The following is a 19,863-nucleotide window of genomic DNA, read 5'->3' as shown; positions in this document are numbered from 1 at the left end:
CTGAACATTGAATTTTTTTAATTATACTTCGCTGCAAGGTCAGTTGCAACTTGTTTCAAAGTACCTGTAATCGAATCATCAATCTTACCAGCTTTGAGTGCTGACATTACTTCTGGATGTTTGTTCTTCAAGAAGTCAACATACTCCACCTGGAATTCTTTGACTTTTCTGATTGGAACATTTCTCAATAAGTTCTCAGTTCCTGCGTAGATCATCGCAACTTGATTTTCTACCGGAAGCGGAGAATTAACTGGCTGCTTAAGAAGCTCCACGTTTCTCTCACCTTTTGAGATAACTGCAAGAGTTGCAGCATCCAGGTCGGACCCGAATTTAGCAAACGCTTCCAATTCTTTATATTGAGCTTGGTCCAGCTTCAAAGTACCAGACACTTTTTTCATTGATTTGATCTGAGCATTACCACCTACTCTGGATACAGAGATACCAACGTTAATCGCTGGACGAACCCCAGAGTTGAACAGATCAGATTCCAAGAAAATCTGTCCATCTGTAATAGAGATCACGTTTGTAGGAATATATGCAGAAACGTCACCCGCCTGAGTTTCGATAATTGGAAGTGCAGTTAAAGAACCCCCACCTTTTACGATTGGTTTAAGAGTTTCCGGAAGGTCGTTCATCTGAGCAGCAATTGTATCATCAGCGATAATTTTTGCAGCTCTTTCCAACAATCTTGAGTGAAGATAGAAAACGTCACCTGGGTAAGCCTCACGTCCCGGTGGTCTTCTCAATAGAAGAGAAAGTTCACGGTAAGCAACCGCTTGTTTTGATAGATCATCATAAACGATCAAAGCCGGTCTACCAGTATCTCTAAAGAACTCACCGATAGATGCACCTGCCATTGCAGAATAAACCTGCATTGGAACCGGGTCAGAAGCGTTAGCCGCTACAATAACTGTGTAAGCCAAGGCCCCCTTGTCTTCTAATGTTTTAACGATTTGCGCTACAGTCGAAGCTTTTTGTCCGATTGCAACATATATACAATATACTGGCTGCCCAGCATCATAAAATTCTCTTTGATTGATAATGGTATCAATAGCCACAACTGTTTTACCAGTTTGTCTATCACCAATGATCAACTCTCTTTGTCCTCTTCCTACAGGAATCATTGAGTCAATCGCAACGATACCAGTTTGTAACGGCTCAGTTACCGGCTGACGGAAGATAACTCCCGGAGCTTTTCTCTCCAATGGCATCTCATAAAGTTCTCCAGTGATTGGACCTTTACCATCGATTGGATTTCCTAATGTATCAACAACTCTACCAAGCATTCCTTCACCAACTTTGATAGAAGAGATTCTTTGAGTTCTTTTTACAGTATCACCTTCTTTTACCAATTTGGATTCACCAAGAAGTGCAACCCCTACATTATCTTCTTCAAGGTTAAGAACGATACCTTCTACTCCAGCCTCGAATTTTACCAATTCTCCGTACTGTACGTTCTCTAAACCGTAAACACGAGCAATACCATCCCCTATCGTAAGAACAGTACCAACTTCTTCTACGTTAGATTGAGTATCGAAATTTGCTAATTGCTGCTTCAGTATCGCTGATACTTCTGCCGGATTTATTTCTGCCATTATATGGTTGTTTTTTCTTAATTAAGTTGAAATTCTTTTTTGATATTGCTCAGTTTTGTTTTAACCGATGCATCGATTTGCTGGTCACCTACTCTTAGGATATAACCTCCTAAGATCTCAGGTTTGATGATCATTTCCAAATCATAGTTGGAAACATTTACCATTTTGGAATCAGCAATGATCTTCTGAATATTTTCTTGTGACAAAGCAGTCGCAGTAACCAAAGTGATTCTTTGAGTTCCTTTGATATCTTCTACTTTGTTTATGAATTCCTGAGCGATATTTCTAAGCTGAGATTCTCTACCTTGCTTGATAACCAATCGGATGATGTTTTTAGAAACCGTAGAAAAATCTTTGAAGATCTCCAAAGCCACAGCTTCTTTCTTTCTGGCATCAATGATCGGCGTATTCACAAACTGATTCAGTTCTCTGGAAGTTGACATTATTTTCACAATATCCTTCATCTCACTGAAAACAGCTTCCGTATTACCAGATTCCTGTGTGAAATCCAATAAACCTTGTGCGTATCTTTTAGCTACTTTAGATGTTAACATCCTGATCAGTTAAGGTTAGATTTGTTAAGAATATTTTCTACCAAAGCGTTGTGAGCGCCATCGTTGTTCAATTTCTCTCTAAGAATATTTTCAGCGATGTTCACAGACAAAGTTCCGATTTGAGTTTTGATATCAGCCATTGCAGCATTCTTTTCCGTTTGGATAGATTGTCTAGCCGCTTCAATCAATTTTTCACCTTCCACTTTAGCGCTGTCTTTAGCTTGATTTACAATTTTATCCTTCATTTCTCTCGCTTCTTTCAAGATGCCGTCTCTTTCAGCTCTTGCTTCGCGAAGGATTCTTTCGTTATCTTCTTTCAACTGAGCCATTTCTTGTTTAGCCAATTTAGCCTGGTTAAGCGCATCGATGATAGAAGTTTCTCTCTCGTCGATAGATTTAAGAATTGGTTTCCAAGCAAATTTCCCTAATACGAAAAGTAAGATCAAGAAAATGATGGACTGAATGATAAATAATCCTGATGAAAACTGATGAAGTAATTCCATTATATAGTGAGATTAAGTTTTTTAAATTTTTTAATTAAACATTGTTGCAACCAACCGTTGCAACAATGTTTTGAATTTTGTTTGGCCTATGATGCGAATAACGCAGCGAAAGCAACACCTTCTACTAGTGCAGCAGCAATAAGCATAGCAGTTTGGATTTTTCCAGATTGTTCTGGTTGTCTAGCGATTGCTTCAAGAGCAGCAGCACCAATTTTTCCAAGACCGATACCTACACCTAGTACAATAAGACCTGCACCAATAATTCTAGGGATTTCCATAATATATAATTTAAAAAATTGTTTTATAATTTTAATTAATGAGCGTGTTCGTGCTCGTGCTCTTCAACAGCCATACCGATAAACAAAGCAGAAAGCATTGTAAAGATATAAGCCTGCAAGAACGCTACTAATACTTCTAATAAATAAATTACGAATGTCAGGAACGGGAATGCAACTCCAGCAATCCAATTTTCGAAAATGTAAATTGAACCAATCAAAGTCATTACAACGATGTGACCAGCTGTCATATTTGCAAAAAGTCGAATCATCAATGCAAAAGGCTTGGTCAATGTCCCCAACAATTCGATAGGCATCATAATAAACTTCATTGGAACAGGAACTCCCGGCATCCAGAAGATATGTTTCCAGTAATCTTTTGAGCCGGAGAAAGTCGTAATCAAATAAGTCATAATTGCTAAGAAGAATGTAATAGCAATATTACCAGTTACGTTGATCCCGAAAGGCATCAAACCTAAAACATTCAGGAATAAGATAAAGAAAAATACAGTTAACAGATAACCCATAAATCTCTTATACTTGTGTCCTATATTTGGAATCGCAATATCATCTCTTACGAAAATAATGATTGGCTCCAGGAATTTTGCAGCACCACTTGGAACAAGAGATTTCTTGTAAGACCTCGCCATTCCTCCGAACAATACGATCATTAGAACCGCAACTAAGAAAATAACCAAAACACTTTTTGTAATTGACAAATCCAAAACTCTTTTTTCAGTTGGGTGATGGTCTTTATCTAATGTCAAAGTTCCTTTGGAATCTGTTCTATAGATTTTTTCGTGGTGAAGTATATAGAATTTACCATTGCTTTCTACTGGAGAACCGTGAATGAACTCATGCCCGTCTACACCCTCAGTGTTACTCATAAAGAAATGAAACCCTTCATCATAAATAATGACCGGTAAAGGAAAACCAATATGATGACCGTCTTTAACCATCAAGGCAACATCGTGAGCATCCAAAATATGATGATCTACGAATTCTTTAACTTCCTTGGTTCTCTCTTCTTTTCCAGAAAGTTCCGGAGTTTCAGTTACAGGTTTACCGTGTTGATTTTCAACATTTTCGTGCTGAGCAAAAGCAGTTGCAAACATCAATAAACTGTAAAATAAAATTGCCGTTTTCTTTAGCATCGGTAGATTTTTTTTTCGTTTTGCAAAAATAGACTATTTTTTCTCTTTTGAAGAATAATTTTACTGTTTTTTGTCATAATTAATTAACTGAATTGCATAGTACGTAAGCAACGCTGTCAGAACAAAATATGGAATAATAAAATGAAACTTGTAATTAGGGATTTCTTCGAAATGAAGCTTATTTTTTATCAGATACATCATTCCGAATTTCACCAAAATGAGCCCTATTACTGCGAGTCCGAGGAACTGTGGAACGATCTTATTGATGAGAATAATTAAAGTTATCATCATCATAAAAATGATACTTAAGAAAAGATAAAACTTGATAATTGTAACTTCGTCCAGATGAAAAATAAATTTCCAAAGAATAAAATGGATGATGAATGTGAGGAAAAACACCACACTGATGGCAATATTACTTTTGTTTTGCATTTTCTTCTTCTTTATTTAAAATTTCAAGTCGTTTCAAAGTTGTATATAAGGAAAGACAAAGTCCGCTCAATCCAATCACTAAAACCAAGACATTGGACCCAGTTTCAAAATACAAATCCAATCGATGTCCACCCCAAAAAGCAATCCCAATAATGAACAACATCTGAAAAACAACAGATGAATATTTCCCATACTTGCGTAAGGAATTGGATACGTTATTTTTTTTGTCTTCCAATTTTTGATTTTTGCAAAAGTAAACATTCTGGACAACTTGAAAGATTTACAATTCTTGTGTCGGATTTTATCGCAAAGTGCGCAATGATTTTTTGACATTATTGAAAATATTTTGAGGTTAGCAAAGGCGCTTCGCTCAGCTAAGAAAATATAATTGTAACATCCAGTTTATCATTCCGTAGAAATCTCGACAGCTAAGTTAAGATTGACTCCGCCGAATCATTTCGTTAGGTTTCCTAGTTATATTTTATGTCAAATGTTGTTTTACGTTGAATCTGCAGCCCGACTTGAGCGGAAATCCTTTTTACGCAGCGCAGCGGAGTGAAAAGATTGGGAGCGGAAGGCGGATTAAGCTGCCCAAATTATATAAAGGATATAAAGGATGGTTGATAAATGATTGCGGAATAAAAATTCAAATTGCCTCATTTTCAAATTATCTCATTAACAAATCATCTAATTTTCTTATTTTTGCAACCTTAAATATCTTATTAAAGTTATGTTCAACAGTTTACAAGACAAGCTAGATAAAGCGCTTCATAATATCTCCGGACGTGGAAAAATCACGGAAATCAACGTTGCAGAAACGGTAAAGGAAATCCGAAGAGCATTGGTGGATGCCGATGTAAATTATAAAGTTGCAAAAGACCTTACAAAAAGAGTTCAGGATAAAGCGATTGGAGAAAACGTTTTGACTTCGCTAACGCCGGGACAATTGATGACGAAAATTGTTCACGACGAATTGGTAGATTTGATGGGAGGTTCCCAAGAAGGAATCAATCTTTCCGGAAAACCAAGCGTTATTTTGATTGCTGGTCTTCAGGGTTCTGGTAAAACAACTTTCTCAGGAAAATTAGCGAATTATCTGAAACAAAAAAGAAGCAAAAAACCACTTTTGGTAGCTTGTGACGTTTACAGACCTGCGGCAATCGACCAATTGAAAGTTCTGGGAGGACAAATCAATATTGAAGTTTATACCGAGCTAGAAAATAAAAACCCGACTTCTATTGCTGAGAATGCGATCAATTATGCAAAATCAAATGGTTTTGATACTGTGATTGTGGACACGGCTGGTCGTTTGGCGATTGATGAGCAAATGATGAACGAAATCAAATCTGTTCATCAAACCATTAAACCGACTGAAACGCTTTTCGTAGTAGATTCGATGACGGGACAGGACGCTGTGAATACCGCAAAAGCCTTCAATGACACTTTGAATTTTGACGGGGTTGTTCTTACTAAATTAGATGGTGATACGAGAGGTGGAGCTGCTTTGACAATCCGTTCTGTTGTAGAAAAGCCAATCAAATTTATCTCTACCGGAGAAAAAATGGAGGCGCTCGACCTTTTCTATCCGGAAAGGATGGCGGACAGAATCCTTGGAATGGGAGATGTTGTTTCCTTGGTAGAGAGAGCTCAGGAGCAGTTTGATGAAGAGGAAGCTAAAAAACTTCATAAGAAAATTGCTAAAAATGAATTTGGTTTTGATGACTTCCTGAAGCAAATCAACCAGATCAAGAAAATGGGTAATATGAAGGATCTAATGGGGATGATTCCAGGAGTTGGAAAAGCTATTAAAGATGTAGATATCAATGATGATGCTTTCAAACATATAGAAGCAATCATCCACTCAATGACACCTGACGAGAGAAGAAGACCTTCTATCATCAATATTTCCAGAAAGCAAAGAATTGCTAAAGGTGCTGGTAGAAAACTGGAAGATGTGAATGCACTAATGAAACAATTTGATCAAATGGGAAAAATGATGAAAATGATGCAAGGACCTCAAGGTAAACAAATGATGCAAATGATGAGCAAAATGCCGAATATGCCTGGAATGGGTGGTGGATTGTTTGGGAAGTAATTCAATAATTTATTATAATATAAAACCGAAGTATAATACTTCGGTTTTTTGTATTTATACTTTAGAAAATTGATAGCATAAAAAAACCGCATTGCTGCGGTTTTTTATTTAATTTAGATAATACTATTAATTTTTATCCCAGATTAATTTAGTGTTCATTTTATCTCCTCCGATACTAGTAGAAGCAGCTTCATAATTTACACGATTAAGAGACTGAACTGATGTTGGATAATACAAACGCGTTGGTAGATCAGTTAATCCATCTATTAAAGACGTAAAAGTATAGGTAGTTGATCCTTCGTAAGGAACGTTGTATGTTCCCGTTTGACCTGGCAACAACAAAGTATTAGGATAACCTGTTCTTCTATATTCAGACCAAGCCTCATATGGCTGCATATAAAGGGCAATATATTTTTGCGTTATAACATTTTCTTTAGACGCTGGAGGCAATGAAGCAACATATGCATTTGCAGAAGTTTGATCAACCCCCCATCTACTTAGTGAAGCTTTAACACCATTTATATATTCTGTCTGTGACCAACCATTATTTTCACTAAGCAAAAATTGTACTTCAGAAAACTCCATCAAAACTTCTGTGTAATCCATTTTGTAAACATTCTTACTAAAATAATTAAAATTACCTGCAGAAGCTTGACTTGGTGCTGCTGAACTAGAAACTCCATAAGGCATTCCTACAAAATCTGCAGGATTTGTAGATTCTGGTGATGTTCCTGCAAGTATCAGAGATTTTGCCACACCCTTAGGAGTTGCATACTTAAATAATCTAGGATCTAAACCAAAATTTCCTTTATTTCCTTTCAACAAATCAACAAATGTTTTAGAAATAGCTAAATCCGATCTTGTTCTAAAATCATTGTACATTGGTGACGGATAAGTTAAATTATTCTCAAATGTAAGACCTACCGTATCATCATTTGAAGTCATTACACCTGATGCAATAGCATCGGCAATATGAGCTTCTGCTCCAGGAACTACGCCTTTAACTCTAGTAGCTATACGCAACCTCAAAGAGTTTGCAAACTTTTTCATTTTTGCAGAAGAACCAAATAATCTATCACCCGAAGTGAATACTACTCCTGGCACAATCATCTCAGAAGCTTCTTTTAATTCTTTTAGAATATCAGCATAAACTTTAGCTTGACTTGCAAATTTTGGTTGTAATTGACCGTTAACATTGAGAGCTTGAAAATCTGCATCTTTATTTCCATATGAATAATAAGGAATATCACCAAATGAATCTGCTAGATTTGAAAAGATATATGATAACATAATTCTTGAAGCCGCTATCTGATTATCATTTGGACCATAGGCACTAACCTGACTTCTAGTAGCAGGATCAGTATTTAAATCTATAATTTGTTTATAATCTTGTGCTACTCTGTAACTAACCGACCAAATTGCAACACCACTTGTTAAACGGTATTGATATCTGTCTTCTTCAGTATATGTTCTTTGAGCAGAATATTGAACCCAAGGAAGGGCAACTCTACCAGAAGAAAAAGACCCTCTCATTTCGGTCAAATATTCCCTCATAGTACTATTAAAAATTCCATATGTTAGAGGATGACTCGTTTGATTTGGATTAACATCAATTTCATCAAACTTATCAGCGCAGTTTGTCAAGCTAAAAAGCATTGTAACTGTTGAAACTATATATAATATCTTTTTCATTATAATTAAAATTTAAAATTTACATTAAATCCATATATTCTAGTTGATGGAAGTGATCCACCTTCTAGACCTTGAATGTTTCCAGAGCCATATGACGTATTCTCAGGATCAATACCTTTATTACTCAAATTCCAAGCAAAAAGATTACGAGCAAAAGCAGAAACTCTAATACCTTGGAATGCATCTCCAATAATAGTTTTTGGTAAATCGTAAGATAATGTAACATCTCTTAACTTAATATAGCTTGCATCAAAAACATTCAGTTTATCAACTCCACCATAATAAGAAAGTCCCCAATCAACAGCAGATATGTTCGTAGTATTAGGAGTACCATCTTCTTTTACACCATCTAACACAACTCCTCCCTCTCTATTTCCTCCCAAGGCAGTATCTTCTAGCATTCCCGAATAGTGTCCCCACATATTAGTAGTAGAAAAATATTTTCCACCTTGTTGAATATCTAATAAAGCAGAAAGAGTTAAGCTTTTATATTTCCAAGTAGATCTAATACCCAAATTGTAATCTGGCAAAATTGAACCCAAATTCTTTAATGCAGAAACTTTATAGAATCCATTATCATCAATTATCTTATTACCATTAGCATCATAGACGAAATCAGTTCCCATAATTGCTCCATATGCTGAACCTACGTCTGCTGCCAATTGTGCTCTAAAAGGAGCATTTGTAATAATATACCTTTCTAAATCTTGGTACAATGATACTAATTTATTGACATTTTTAGCAAAATTCGCATTTAAACTCCAAGAAAAATTATCTGATTTTACAGGAGTTACGTTCAAGGATACTTCAACCCCTTTATTTGTCATCTCCCCAGCGTTTATTCTAGTAAAAAGAAATCCTGTTGAAGGATCGACTGGTACGGGAAGAATAAGATCTTTTGAACTAACATCATAATAAGTAAAATCTAAACCTACTCTATTTTTAAATAAACTTAGCTCAAGACCAATTTCTTTAGTATACTTTAACTCTGGTCTAATGTTTGGATCATTATTAGTGTTAGGATTAGAATACATAGGTGCTCCTCCAAATGGTGATGTTACAGTTGTAGAACCAATCACAGCACCAACATCGGTGTAATTTTCTCTGATAAACGCATCAGGTGAAGATTGAGCAATTTTTGACCAACCTGCTCTAATTTTACCAAAACTTAACCAATCTGCATTAACTAATTTTGTAAACACAAAACTACCTGTAACAGAAGGGTAGAATTGATCATCATTAAGATTGGAGAACCAGTCATTTCTACCAGTAGTTTCCACAAATAAGTAATCCTTATAACCTAAAGAAGCATAATAAAATAAACTTTTAACTGCTAAATGACTAGCAAAATTTGAAGTTTGAGCAGAACTTAAACTATTACTTAAATTATAAAGTCCTGGAATAATTAATCCACCATTAGTTTGACCAGTTAATCTTTCACTCTTATTGTCTCTATAATTGAACCCGGCAGAACCTGTAATACTAAAGTCTCCAAAATTATTATCATATTGAAGTCTACCTTCATAGTTATATTCTGATATATTTCTTTTAGTTAAAGCATAGCCGGGAATAGCAGCTGATCCAACAGCAACTCTGGTTGAATTTGTCAATGAATAAGTATCTGCATAAACTTTTCCTGTTGCCGACAAATGCTTATTGAATGAATAAGTTATTCCTGCAGACCCGAATGTTCTAACCCTTTTATCTAATGATGTGTTTTCATAAATTGTCCAATAAGGGTTATCAGAAAAAGCTGGTGTCGGATCATCCCATGCAGTTCTATTCCAAGTTCTTTGACTACCATCAGCTAATTTATAATCTTTCAATTTAGAAAAATCCAAATTTCTTTGTCCAAACTGATAAAATTTTTGTGCTACTGAGTTATCACCATAACCCGTTTCTGGTCTGTTAAAACCTCTTGTCACAATATAATTAATATTAGCTTCTGCTTTTAATCTTTCAGATAGTTTTGTATTAAGATTAATTGACATATTATCTTTATTAACCTTAGAATTTGGAACTATCCCATTAAGCTGAGTATTTGTATAAGACAAACGTACATTAGTATCGTTAAATGATTGAGATACAGAAAAGTTGTTTGTGTAATTCACTCCAGTATCCCAAAAACTATCAACATCTTTTTTAGGTGCTATAAATGGCACAGGCTTTAGATAGTCACTTGCAAATTCTGGATCAAAGGCATTCCAAGGTAAATACATCAAATTTGGATCGTATTTTGGTCCCCAAGACGCATCGGTTCCATAATCCATTATATTATAAAGTTGTCCATTAATAGTCGCCGTTGGTAACGTACTTGATGAACCACCACCATATTGGGTCTGGAGCTTAGGTTTTATATATGCATTTTCAAAACTCACACCAGTATTTATCTCCACTGATGTACGACCTTTCTTAGCAGATTTGGTTGTATATAAAATAGCACCATTACCAGCTCTTGCTCCATATAAAGCTGCTGCTGGACCACCTTTTAAAACGGTTACACTTTCGATATCATCAGGACTTATATCAAATGAGGCATCACCATAGTCTCGTCCACCAGCTCCTCTTTGAGTATCTGTATTATTGATGTTAGTATTATCAAGAGGAACACCATCAACAACAATCAAAGGTCTATTCTCTCCAGTTATGGAACTGATTCCTCTCATTGTTATACGAGTTGAGCCACCAATTGAAGACGTTGCCGTAACTTGTACACCCGCAACATTACCTGATAAAGCACTCACCGCATTGCTTTGCCCAGCATCAGAAATATTATCTCCTGAAATTTGTTGAGTGGCATAACCTAACGCCTTTTTCTCTCTCTTGATACCCAAAGCCGTTACTACTACGCCTTCGATATCCTGCGTCTTAGCCGTATCTTTTACCTTTTGCGCAGAAACCATTGCAAAAGACGACGAAAGAACTACTGCCAACACACTTGTTGTTAATTTTTTCATATCAAATCAAATTTTTCAATAAACAAAAATGCAAAACATTATTAATATATACAACATAAATTCTTAAAAATTTGTTAATAATATTTAATAAAGCCTTACTAATACATAACTTTGTCATATTATTTTTTATTATGCAACTAATACAAAATTTTTCAGAAACACTTATAGAAGCCGGCTGCGACGAAGTCGGAAGAGGCTGCTTAGCCGGACCGGTCGTGGCTGCCGCTGTAATTGTCGATAAAAATTTTAAGCAAAATTTAGTTAACGATTCTAAAACGTTAAATTTTAAAACGCGTCAAAATCTTGACCTTTATATCCGTGAACATGCGATTGACTTTGCCATTGCTGAACTTTCGCCTGAGTTCATAGACCAGCATAATATACTAAAAGCCAGTCTCCACGCAATGCATCGCGCACTCGACCAACTTAAAACAAGACCTGAACTGATTTTAGTTGATGGCAACAAGTTCCATCCTTATAACTATATTCCGCACCATTGCATCATCAAAGGTGATAGTAAATATCTTTCAATTGCAGCGGCGTCTATCCTTGCAAAAAATTATCGTGATAACTTAATGATAAAGCTTCACGATGAATTTCCGGATTATGGATGGAACACCAATTTCGGGTACTGTACAAAAACTCATCAAAAAGCTTTGAAGAAATTCGGGCCAAATATTCATCACAGAAAGTCCTTCCGCCTGGACTATGATGTGGAAATTGATTGATATCATTTGAAACTATTTTGTAAATTGCTTCTTTAACCTAATATATAAGGATGCAAAATTCATACACCGTCATCAATGCTTCTGCAGGGTCAGGTAAAACTTATCGCTTGGTTCAGAACCTATTGATGATTTGTTTGAGATTTCCCAATCAGTCTGATGCCATCAGAACCATTTTGGCATTGACCTTCACCAACAAAGCGGCCAAAGAAATGAAGGAAAGGATCCTTTTCTATCTTGGCGAATTTGTGAAAGACAATTATCCCGAAAATCAAGATCTTAAAAACATCCAGGATACGCTTGCAGAAAAAGGTTATAGAGTTACTCTAGAGGACTTGAATTACCGTTCTCAGAAAGTTCTCGATTATATTTTGCATCACTATTCTACACTTAATATCGGAACGATTGACAAGTTCAATTCCCGATTGGTAAAGAGTTTTTCTTATGAATTAGGTTTGGCTCAGAACTTCAATCTGGAAATTCAACCAGAACCATATTTGATTGAGGCAGTTGACAAAATGCTGGATGAAATTGGCGAAGACGAAACCGTTTCAGACGCTTTTATGGATTTCGTCAATTACAATCTGGATAATAACGAGCGTGTCAACCTTAATCAAACGCTTTATAATTCGGCGAAGAAATTCGTGAGCGATGTCCACTATCAGCCTTTGCAGGAAAACAAAGATTTTGAATGGAAAGCTTACGAAAACAAAAAAAATGAGCTCAGGGAAAACATCAATTCTTATAAAACCAAGTCGCTTGAAATCACAAAACAGGCATTGGAATTGATCAAAAACAGAGATATCGAGATTGAGGATTTTGCAAGTGGAAAAAGCGGAATCGGTGGATTTTTCGTCAATATCTTGGAGTTTCATAAAATCAAGGATAAAAAATTCCCCTTTCCTACGACATCAGAAGATTCTAAACTCGAAACGTTTTTAAAAGGTGCTTCCACAAAAGGAAAACACAAACAATCCGAAATTCTGGAAATCCTTCCTCAATTAATTTCGTGGCGACGGGAAATTATCGATCTATATATCAATTCTCAGAAAAAAGAAAAAGTTCTACAAGCCATTCTTCCTTTGAAAGTGAATGCTGATATTCAGAAAAAGTTATTGGAAATCGAGGAAGAAAATGACTTGGTCTTACTTTCGAAATTTAACATTCTGATCAATGAAAATCTTAGGAATGAACCTTCAGCATTTATCTATGAGAAAGTAGGAACACAATTTCAGCATTATTTCTTTGATGAGTTTCAGGATACCTCATCTATGCAATGGCAGAATTTTTTGCCACTGCGTGATAACAGCATCACTTCCGAGAATACAAGCTTTACCATCGTTGGTGACCCGAAACAGAGCATCTACAGGTTTCGTGGCGGAGAAAGTGAATTAATGCTGAACATCATTAATAAAAAAGAGATCACACCAAAGTTTGCGACTTTGGAAAATCTCGAATTCAACTGGAGAAGTGCAAAAAATATTGTCGATTTTAACAATCGATTATACGATTTTATGTCGCAGGATTTGAATGAGGAACATCAGAAAATATTCGGGGAAAATGCTGTTCAAGGCGCAAAATCCAAATTGGAAGGGCGGGTGAAAATTCATCTCCTGGAAAATTCTACCAAGGATGTTTTCTATGAAGAGACCGTGGAAAAAATGCAGAAAGACATACAAGAAAGCCTGGATAACGGTTTTGATCTTTCTGACATTACCATTCTTTGTCGGGGGAATTCGGATATTTTCAATTATTCACAATTATTGGGGAATCTGAAAGTTAATTATAAAGGAAAAGAAACTTACATCAAAACGATTTCTGAAAAAGGTTTAACACTCGATTTGGCCTTCACCATCAAAGCTTTGATTGAGTTTTTAAAATGGAACCTTATTCCAAAAAATCGCCAATTTTTGGTAAAGATGATGTATTTCCTGAATGTTTCGGGAAGAATTAAAATGATAGATTTCACTTCAGAAATCAGAGAGATACTGGATCTTGAATTGAAAACGGAAATCGAAGATCTAATTAATTCAAAATATAATGTAAAACTTATCCAGAAAGACATTCCACAACTTAATCTTTATAATTTCATCGAATATTATGTCCACGAATTTTCTGTCGAAAATAAAGAAACCGATTTTCTTCTGAATTTCTTGGAAATGCTCCATAATTACACCCAAAACGCGGGTGCAACATTGAAAGAGTTTTTGAAATTCTGGGAAGATGAAGCCTCGAAGATCAGTATTCAGGCAAGTGAAAATGTGGACGCAATTCAGATCATGACGATTCACAAAGCGAAAGGCCTGGAATTTCCGATTGTTTTCATCCCAATGAGAAATGAAAACAGCGACAAAAAATTTGCGGAATGGTTTGATCTGGGAAGCAAAGATGAACTTAAAACAGTCATTCTGAATCAATTTTCTCCTGAGCTGGAAAGATATGATGAAGAATTGGCAAACTTCAATTCGATCAACTCTTATCGCAATAAAATTGACCGTTTCTGCATCCAATACGTTGCGACAACCCGACCTGTGGAACAGCTTTTTTTCTATCTGGAAAAACCGAACAAATCTGCGAATCATTTGGAATTATTTGATTTTGTGACACAATTCCAGCCAGCAGAAAATGGCGAAAAACAGGATTCTTTTGATGTATTCGAAACCTCAGCAGAATCATTGAAAAAGCAAAAGGGGAAAGAAACCAGGGAATATTTGTCGGAAAGCATCCATTCGATTTCCCAACCGACAGAAAAAGTTTCTAACATAGAGATCGCCACAACTTCCAAAAGTTATCAGAATCGTGTAGAACATGTAAGAATGGGAATTTTCACCCACGAGATCTTGTCGAAGATCAAAACAAAAAAAGATATTTCCAAAGTTCTCAATTCTTATCTTCTTGAAGGAACTATCACGAGCGAAGAAAAACGATCGATCCTTGAGAGAATTGAAACTGTTCTGAATAATGAGAATTACTCAGCGTATTTTGAAGACCATCTCAAAATCATCAACGAGAGAGAAATGTTTGCTACAGAAAACGAAACATCGAAAACCTATCGGCCGGACAGGATGATCGAAACCAATGAGGGATTCATTATCATTGATTTCAAAACCGGAGAAGAAAAGGAGAAAGACCAAAAACAGGTTGAGCTTTATAGGAACAAACTTGAGCAGTTTGGGAAAAAAGTCATTAAAACAGATGTGATCTACATCTAGTTTCCCCTAAGGTCATTTACCAGGCTGCTATTGCCTTCCTGGCGCTGCGGAAAGCTTGCCGCAGGGGTGCAACATACTTTCGGGAAGTTACAAAACCATGTTGCAGGGGTGCAGGAAGCTTTCGGGAAGCCACGAAAGTTCGTTGCGAGGGTACAGGAGACTTTCGGAAAATTTTACAGTGCAACCTTTGAAATTGTCCAATATATTATAAAAAAATCCCGAGAATGTTACTCGGGACCTGTTATTATTTCTTAACGGCAGTTACGACCTGTCCTTCCATCTTTGTTATATTATCAAAGATCTGTTTGAAAGCCGGATAATATTCTTTGGGATAAACTGGATCTTCCACAGTTGTAGTGGTTTCTACAGTTAGCTTATTCCCCTCCTGCGTTACTTTGTAAACATATTGGATCGCACTGTCTTCTGTCCGGAACTTTTTGGACTTCGGCACGTTTTCAAAAATATAACCATCCGGTAAAGTGACGGTCACTTTTTTGATCTTATCGTAACCTGTGTACAGCTCAATAGGCGAACGCCTCTCTTCGGTCTGATCAAACTCGTGAGATTTGTTATATAAAAACAACAACGGATTGAACACCATTTTTCCGCCGATCCCATCTACAAAAGAGTCGGAGTCAAAATCAAAACTGGTCTGGAAATCGTTGTTATCCAATAACTCTGTTTTGATGTTTGTAAAGGGAAAAGTGTATCGCTCCTTGTAAGATTCTTTCTGGTAAGCCGCTTTATCCTGATCATATCTTTCGTTGTTCATCATGGCGTAAAGCTGCGTATCCCTGTCCGAGAAATTCCCCGTAACCGTTCCATCTTGGTTCAGCTTTGCATCTACGGTAAGGTAAGTTGTGCTTTTCCCCGGGCAGAGGACATTGATCTGCTTGGCATCGGTTTTTGTCATAACATAGCCATAATAATTCAAAGCGGCCGGACGAATGATATTTGGCAATGTCATTTTGGAAGTGGCGTCATACAATGTTGGTTTTCCACCAATATCAGTAAAGGCCAGAACATAATTCAACATTGCTATACTTGGAGAATAGGAAGTCAGAAGACCTCTTCCAACAGTAGAAAGCAAGACAGGCTCCGCATTTATATCTGCACTTCTCATCAGCAAAATTAGTAACAGATTGATCTCTGCAGAATTTCCCACCTTTGTATTGATCAGATTTTTGATTCCCTTATCCGTAAAAGCAGCATATTCTCTGTTCCAGCTATATTGTGTCTGAACAAATTTAAGAATGGCCGTAGCTCTTTCTTTAGGGTCTTTTATAGACTTGATTTCCTGGGGAAGCAATTCTTTTACAAGGTTGGTTCTTTTTAGTTCATCACCAAAATTTTCATCATCATACAGTTGCTTCCTGATATCACCCCAAGAAACCCCATATGATTTGAAGCCTCCTTTGATTCCGCCATCATAGATACTTCCGCTTCCTGTGATAGGAAAATCCGTGGAATTAAGCTCAGCTCTAACTGATGTTCTGTAGTTATCTATGTTATTTACGTACTTCTCATTTCTATAAGGTGCCAGATCTTTGTAGGCAAAACGATAAGTTCTACAATCCACACCATACAAAACCCTTTCGCTTACATCTTGATTTACGGGCTTTAGATCTCCCTTATAGTTGATATTATATCCATAATATTTGGGTGTATCGAAAACATATTCGCAATATCGGATGGGTACCTCATCTTCTATCATAACTCTTGGTATGACATAGATCCAAGGAGAAAGCACAGAGTATTTGTATTCTAAAACGGATCCATCTTTTACATTCTCGAAAGCAAATTTTGTAACCGTCGTATTTTTGGTTTCTTTAGATTGATATTTAGAATTTTTGTCCACAGATGTTGTAGCAATTTTTCCGTTCTCTAAATTGTAAGTATTTACTTTGAGTGATGTTATCTTCTCATTGGTATTATTCTTCCCGTTATAAGTAGAGATCTCTTCTTCTAAGAATTTTTTCGCATCATCTTTTTTGTAAATTTTCACTCTGCTAATCACATCCAGATGCAACTCTCCGTCCGTGATATAATAATGATAAGACCTGTATAGCACTTCTGCGGCTTCAGAAGGATTTTTTGTATAAGATGTCAATTTTAGATCTTCTATGTCCAATTTGGGAGGATCCAGAAACTTTTGGGAAAAACATAAGTTTGAAATTAATAAAATTAAGATTGACAAATAAGTTTTCATAGGTTGGTTATTGAAATTAAATTTTGGTTATAAGTATTTTTGTATGGTCTATCTTGTTGGCCTGTTTACGAAATTTGATATAATCCGAAATTTTATCTGCCGGAAAAACACCTTTCTTCAACATGAATTTTCTTTTGACCAAAAGCTTTTTATCCTGATTAATAAACTCCATAGAAAAACTACCAAACTCCGAGTCTATTTTTGCGGGCGTTGGATTTTCAGCGAATTTATAATTATCAGGTATTGTATATTCTATCTCATAATCATCTGTAAAGCCGAAAGGAATCTCTATCGGCAATTTCCTTTCAGAATCTTCCAAATAGAAATCAGAATCTATAAAAGGAATCGCCCTGAAATAAATATCCGAGCCCAAGGATTTGGAATAATTGGCAGCTTTGAAGTTAAAATCGAAATTGATAATAGCCTTATCTCTATCATTGACCAAATTCTGAATATCGATATTAGAGAATTGCAGGTTGTCATAACGATGTTTCAGAGCATCTTTTTGTTCAATCGGAGTTAATGACAAAATTGGCATAGACATATCATACAGCCCTCCGGAATAGGAGAACCTGGATGTAACATCCAAATTATTATCTGCGGAAATATTGGCTTTGATCCTTAAAACTTCTTTATTGTTCTCTGTTATAGATTTTGGAGTATCTACAATTTCCGCCGTATTTTCTTTGACCATAACCACATTTCTATCTGTTGTACGATAACTCAAATGGTTATAGGCTATTCTTTGGGAGGTATTTTCCAGCCAGATGTTTCCATTTTCTGTCGGCACACAAAGAATCACGTGGTTACCATCCATTCTTGGAAAATCCTTATCGAAAAGTTTCGGTGTCTCATCCATATAGATTACCGAATAATAAGATGGGATTCCCGCAGCTTTCAGGAGCACCCTCATATAATTAGTGAGTGCTTTACAATCACCATAGCTTTTTTTCCTAACATCTTCTGCCAACATTGGCTGCCAGCCGCCAATCCCCAATGCAACAAAAACATACCTGGTCTTGTTCTGCATATATTGATAAATGGTCTTTATCTTTTCTTCTGTAGTGCCTTTGAGATTTAGGGAATTAACCTCTTGCTGTATCTCAGGGGTGATCTTTGATGCCGGCTCCAACAATTCATTATACCATTTTCCAAAATTTTGCCAGTTGGACATATCACCACGTTTGCCTTTCAGTGTAAAATTATCCAAGGCAAATTCAGCTCTTGGCATCAATGTTATAGGATTGGGGGCATATTTTTCTTCTACAATAGCTGGTATTTTATTATAAGAAAGGGAAAAATTATTATCATCACCTTGTAATGTAATCTTCCCGTAATCTGTATTTTTTATATTACTCCTTAATTTGATTCCAGACTTGTTCTCAAAACTGTAAGAAGAATTTTCTATTGCCACATTGTAACCGTAGAAAGTGAAGAAAGGATTTAGGAATGCTGTATCAGAAGACTCTTCATCATAATTAAGTTCTATCGTGTAAGGATAAGTTGTAGAGATAATCTTTAAGTATAAAATTCTGGCTTCTGTGTATAATTCAAATCCTTCTGTAGCAGAATAATCAGAAAAATCTTTTTTGGAATAAGTTTTCGACAGCCTTCCCAAAGCATCAAATGTTCTGACTTTTATATCGCTTACTTTATTGGTCTTATCATATGGAATTTTTAAAGCAGCATAGTCGTCACCAGCCTTGTTCATGATTGTTACCACCTTTGTAAAATGTGTATCAACCTGACTTACAGAGTTTACGACAGATTTCTGCTCATAATTCCTATAGACAACATCTGCATTTTTTAAAAGTTCTGCTGGTATATTAGTAATACCGTAATTCTGTGAAAACATCCTGACAGACATTACCACAAAGAGGGTTATTAGTTTTTTCATCAATAAAATAAAATATTAGTTCTCAGCAGCCGGATTGAAAACCCTTTGCGCTAATTCCTGGTCGAATAGATATAATGCAGAAGGATTGTCTTTCACCATTTTGATTTTCGTAACCAATAGAGAAGCGCTGGATTCCTCTTCTACTTGCTCGTTGATGAACCATTGCAGGAAGCTTGTCGTTGCAAAATCACCTTCGTCATTGGCAGCTTTTACGATATTGAAAATACTTTTTGTCACCAATCTCTCGTGGTCAAGTGCTTTTTCGAAGATTTCCTGAGCATTGTTGAATTCGTGTGGCGGCTTTGGAACTTCGTTCAAAATGATTTGTCCTCCGATGTCGTTCACATAATCGAACATTTTGTCGGCGTGCATCAATTCTTCTTTGGATTGTACACGGAAATAGTTCCCGATCCCTTCCAGATCCTGCGCGTAAAACCAGGCGCTCATAGAAAGATACAATTGTGCTGCGTATTGTTCTTTGGTAATTTGTTCATTAACCAATGTAATAATTTTCTCTGAAACCATAACTTTTATATATTTTTTATAAAATTTTAACTTTAAAG

15 protein-coding genes are annotated in these 19,863 nt (G+C 36.1%); 3 read left to right on the top strand and 12 right to left on the bottom strand.

Annotated features, from left to right (window positions below):
* Positions 1–17: 17 nt before the first annotated feature.
* The 7 genes from atpA to BLT30_RS03660 all read right to left on the bottom strand — a co-directional run bounded on the left by atpA (position 18) and on the right by BLT30_RS03660 (position 4,748).
* A complete protein-coding gene (atpA, locus tag BLT30_RS03690) occupies positions 18–1,595 on the bottom strand; it encodes a F0F1 ATP synthase subunit alpha (RefSeq protein WP_089871505.1) in 1,578 nt (525 codons plus the stop codon).
* Between the two features lie 17 nt (positions 1,596–1,612).
* On the bottom strand, positions 1,613–2,149 hold the full coding sequence (atpH, locus tag BLT30_RS03685; RefSeq protein ID WP_089871503.1) for an ATP synthase F1 subunit delta: 537 nt from the start codon (positions 2,147–2,149) through the stop codon (positions 1,613–1,615).
* Positions 2,150–2,154: 5 nt separating this feature from the next.
* Positions 2,155–2,652: a F0F1 ATP synthase subunit B gene (locus BLT30_RS03680; RefSeq protein WP_089871501.1), complete on the bottom strand. Its 498-nt coding sequence runs from the start codon at positions 2,650–2,652 to the stop codon at positions 2,155–2,157.
* 86 nt (positions 2,653–2,738) lie between these two features.
* Positions 2,739–2,930, bottom strand: coding sequence for an ATP synthase F0 subunit C (atpE, locus tag BLT30_RS03675; protein ID WP_027384648.1), 192 nt, complete (start codon positions 2,928–2,930; stop codon positions 2,739–2,741).
* Positions 2,931–2,965: 35 nt separating this feature from the next.
* Positions 2,966–4,081, bottom strand: coding sequence for a F0F1 ATP synthase subunit A (atpB, locus tag BLT30_RS03670; RefSeq protein WP_089871500.1), 1,116 nt, complete (start codon positions 4,079–4,081; stop codon positions 2,966–2,968).
* 60 nt (positions 4,082–4,141) lie between these two features.
* Entirely contained in the window at positions 4,142–4,513 is a 372-nt protein-coding gene (locus BLT30_RS03665; RefSeq protein ID WP_089871498.1) for a hypothetical protein, read from the bottom strand.
* Positions 4,497–4,748, bottom strand: coding sequence for an AtpZ/AtpI family protein (locus tag BLT30_RS03660; protein WP_089871496.1), 252 nt, complete (start codon positions 4,746–4,748; stop codon positions 4,497–4,499). The genes BLT30_RS03665 and BLT30_RS03660 overlap by 17 nt, the downstream gene beginning before the upstream one ends.
* Before the next feature lie 495 nt (positions 4,749–5,243).
* Here BLT30_RS03660 and ffh point away from each other — a divergent pair, with 495 nt between their 5' ends.
* On the top strand, positions 5,244–6,608 hold the full coding sequence (gene ffh / locus BLT30_RS03655; protein WP_089871494.1) for a signal recognition particle protein: 1,365 nt from the start codon (positions 5,244–5,246) through the stop codon (positions 6,606–6,608).
* Between the two features lie 126 nt (positions 6,609–6,734).
* Here ffh and BLT30_RS03650 read toward each other — a convergent pair whose 3' ends face one another.
* Positions 6,735–8,300, bottom strand: a complete 1,566-nt coding sequence (locus BLT30_RS03650) for a SusD/RagB family nutrient-binding outer membrane lipoprotein (protein WP_089871492.1) — start codon at positions 8,298–8,300, stop codon at positions 6,735–6,737.
* A gap of 5 nt (positions 8,301–8,305) precedes the next feature.
* Positions 8,306–11,257 carry a SusC/RagA family TonB-linked outer membrane protein gene (locus tag BLT30_RS03645; protein ID WP_089871490.1) on the bottom strand — a complete coding sequence of 984 codons (2,952 nt, stop codon included), beginning with the start codon at positions 11,255–11,257 and terminating at the stop codon, positions 8,306–8,308.
* A gap of 131 nt (positions 11,258–11,388) precedes the next feature.
* Here BLT30_RS03645 and BLT30_RS03640 point away from each other — a divergent pair, with 131 nt between their 5' ends.
* On the top strand, positions 11,389–11,985 hold the full coding sequence (locus BLT30_RS03640; RefSeq protein WP_089871488.1) for a ribonuclease HII: 597 nt from the start codon (positions 11,389–11,391) through the stop codon (positions 11,983–11,985).
* Positions 11,986–12,035: 50 nt separating this feature from the next.
* Positions 12,036–15,194: a UvrD-helicase domain-containing protein gene (locus BLT30_RS03635; protein WP_089871486.1), complete on the top strand. Its 3,159-nt coding sequence runs from the start codon at positions 12,036–12,038 to the stop codon at positions 15,192–15,194.
* Between the two features lie 244 nt (positions 15,195–15,438).
* Here the strand turns inward: BLT30_RS03635 and BLT30_RS03625 are convergent, their stop codons facing one another.
* The 3 genes from BLT30_RS03625 to BLT30_RS03615 all read right to left on the bottom strand — a co-directional run bounded on the left by BLT30_RS03625 (position 15,439) and on the right by BLT30_RS03615 (position 19,825).
* Entirely contained in the window at positions 15,439–17,325 is a 1,887-nt protein-coding gene (locus tag BLT30_RS03625) for a DUF3857 domain-containing protein (RefSeq protein ID WP_175487122.1), read from the bottom strand.
* A 94-nt stretch (positions 17,326–17,419) separates the two neighbouring features.
* A complete protein-coding gene (locus BLT30_RS03620; RefSeq protein WP_089871480.1) occupies positions 17,420–19,300 on the bottom strand; it encodes a DUF3857 domain-containing protein in 1,881 nt (626 codons plus the stop codon).
* A 15-nt stretch (positions 19,301–19,315) separates the two neighbouring features.
* Positions 19,316–19,825: a ferritin gene (locus BLT30_RS03615; protein WP_089871479.1), complete on the bottom strand. Its 510-nt coding sequence runs from the start codon at positions 19,823–19,825 to the stop codon at positions 19,316–19,318.
* Positions 19,826–19,863 lie beyond the last annotated feature (38 nt).

The organism is Epilithonimonas hungarica, assembly GCF_900102265.1.
In the GTDB taxonomy this organism is placed as follows: Bacteria; Bacteroidota; Bacteroidia; order Flavobacteriales; family Weeksellaceae; genus Epilithonimonas; species Epilithonimonas hungarica.
This window is presented reverse-complemented; position numbering and strand designations above follow the sequence as displayed.

Bases quoted from the DNA above. Each gene is read 5' to 3' on its own strand.
- atpA (WP_089871505.1), bottom strand. From the start codon at position 1,595: ATGGCAGAAATAAATCCGGCAGAAGTATCAGCGATACTGAAGCAGCAA.
- atpH (WP_089871503.1), bottom strand. From the start codon at position 2,149: ATGTTAACATCTAAAGTAGCTAAAAGATACGCACAAGGTTTATTGGAT.
- BLT30_RS03680 (WP_089871501.1), bottom strand. From the start codon at position 2,652: ATGGAATTACTTCATCAGTTTTCATCAGGATTATTTATCATTCAGTCC.
- atpE (WP_027384648.1), bottom strand. From the start codon at position 2,930: ATGGAAATCCCTAGAATTATTGGTGCAGGTCTTATTGTACTAGGTGTA.
- atpB (WP_089871500.1), bottom strand. From the start codon at position 4,081: ATGCTAAAGAAAACGGCAATTTTATTTTACAGTTTATTGATGTTTGCA.
- BLT30_RS03665 (WP_089871498.1), bottom strand. From the start codon at position 4,513: ATGCAAAACAAAAGTAATATTGCCATCAGTGTGGTGTTTTTCCTCACA.
- ffh (WP_089871494.1), top strand. From the start codon at position 5,244: ATGTTCAACAGTTTACAAGACAAGCTAGATAAAGCGCTTCATAATATC.
- BLT30_RS03650 (WP_089871492.1), bottom strand. From the start codon at position 8,300: ATGAAAAAGATATTATATATAGTTTCAACAGTTACAATGCTTTTTAGC.
- BLT30_RS03645 (WP_089871490.1), bottom strand. From the start codon at position 11,257: ATGAAAAAATTAACAACAAGTGTGTTGGCAGTAGTTCTTTCGTCGTCT.
- BLT30_RS03640 (WP_089871488.1), top strand. From the start codon at position 11,389: ATGCAACTAATACAAAATTTTTCAGAAACACTTATAGAAGCCGGCTGC.
- BLT30_RS03635 (WP_089871486.1), top strand. From the start codon at position 12,036: ATGCAAAATTCATACACCGTCATCAATGCTTCTGCAGGGTCAGGTAAA.
- BLT30_RS03620 (WP_089871480.1), bottom strand. From the start codon at position 19,300: ATGAAAAAACTAATAACCCTCTTTGTGGTAATGTCTGTCAGGATGTTT.
- BLT30_RS03615 (WP_089871479.1), bottom strand. From the start codon at position 19,825: ATGGTTTCAGAGAAAATTATTACATTGGTTAATGAACAAATTACCAAA.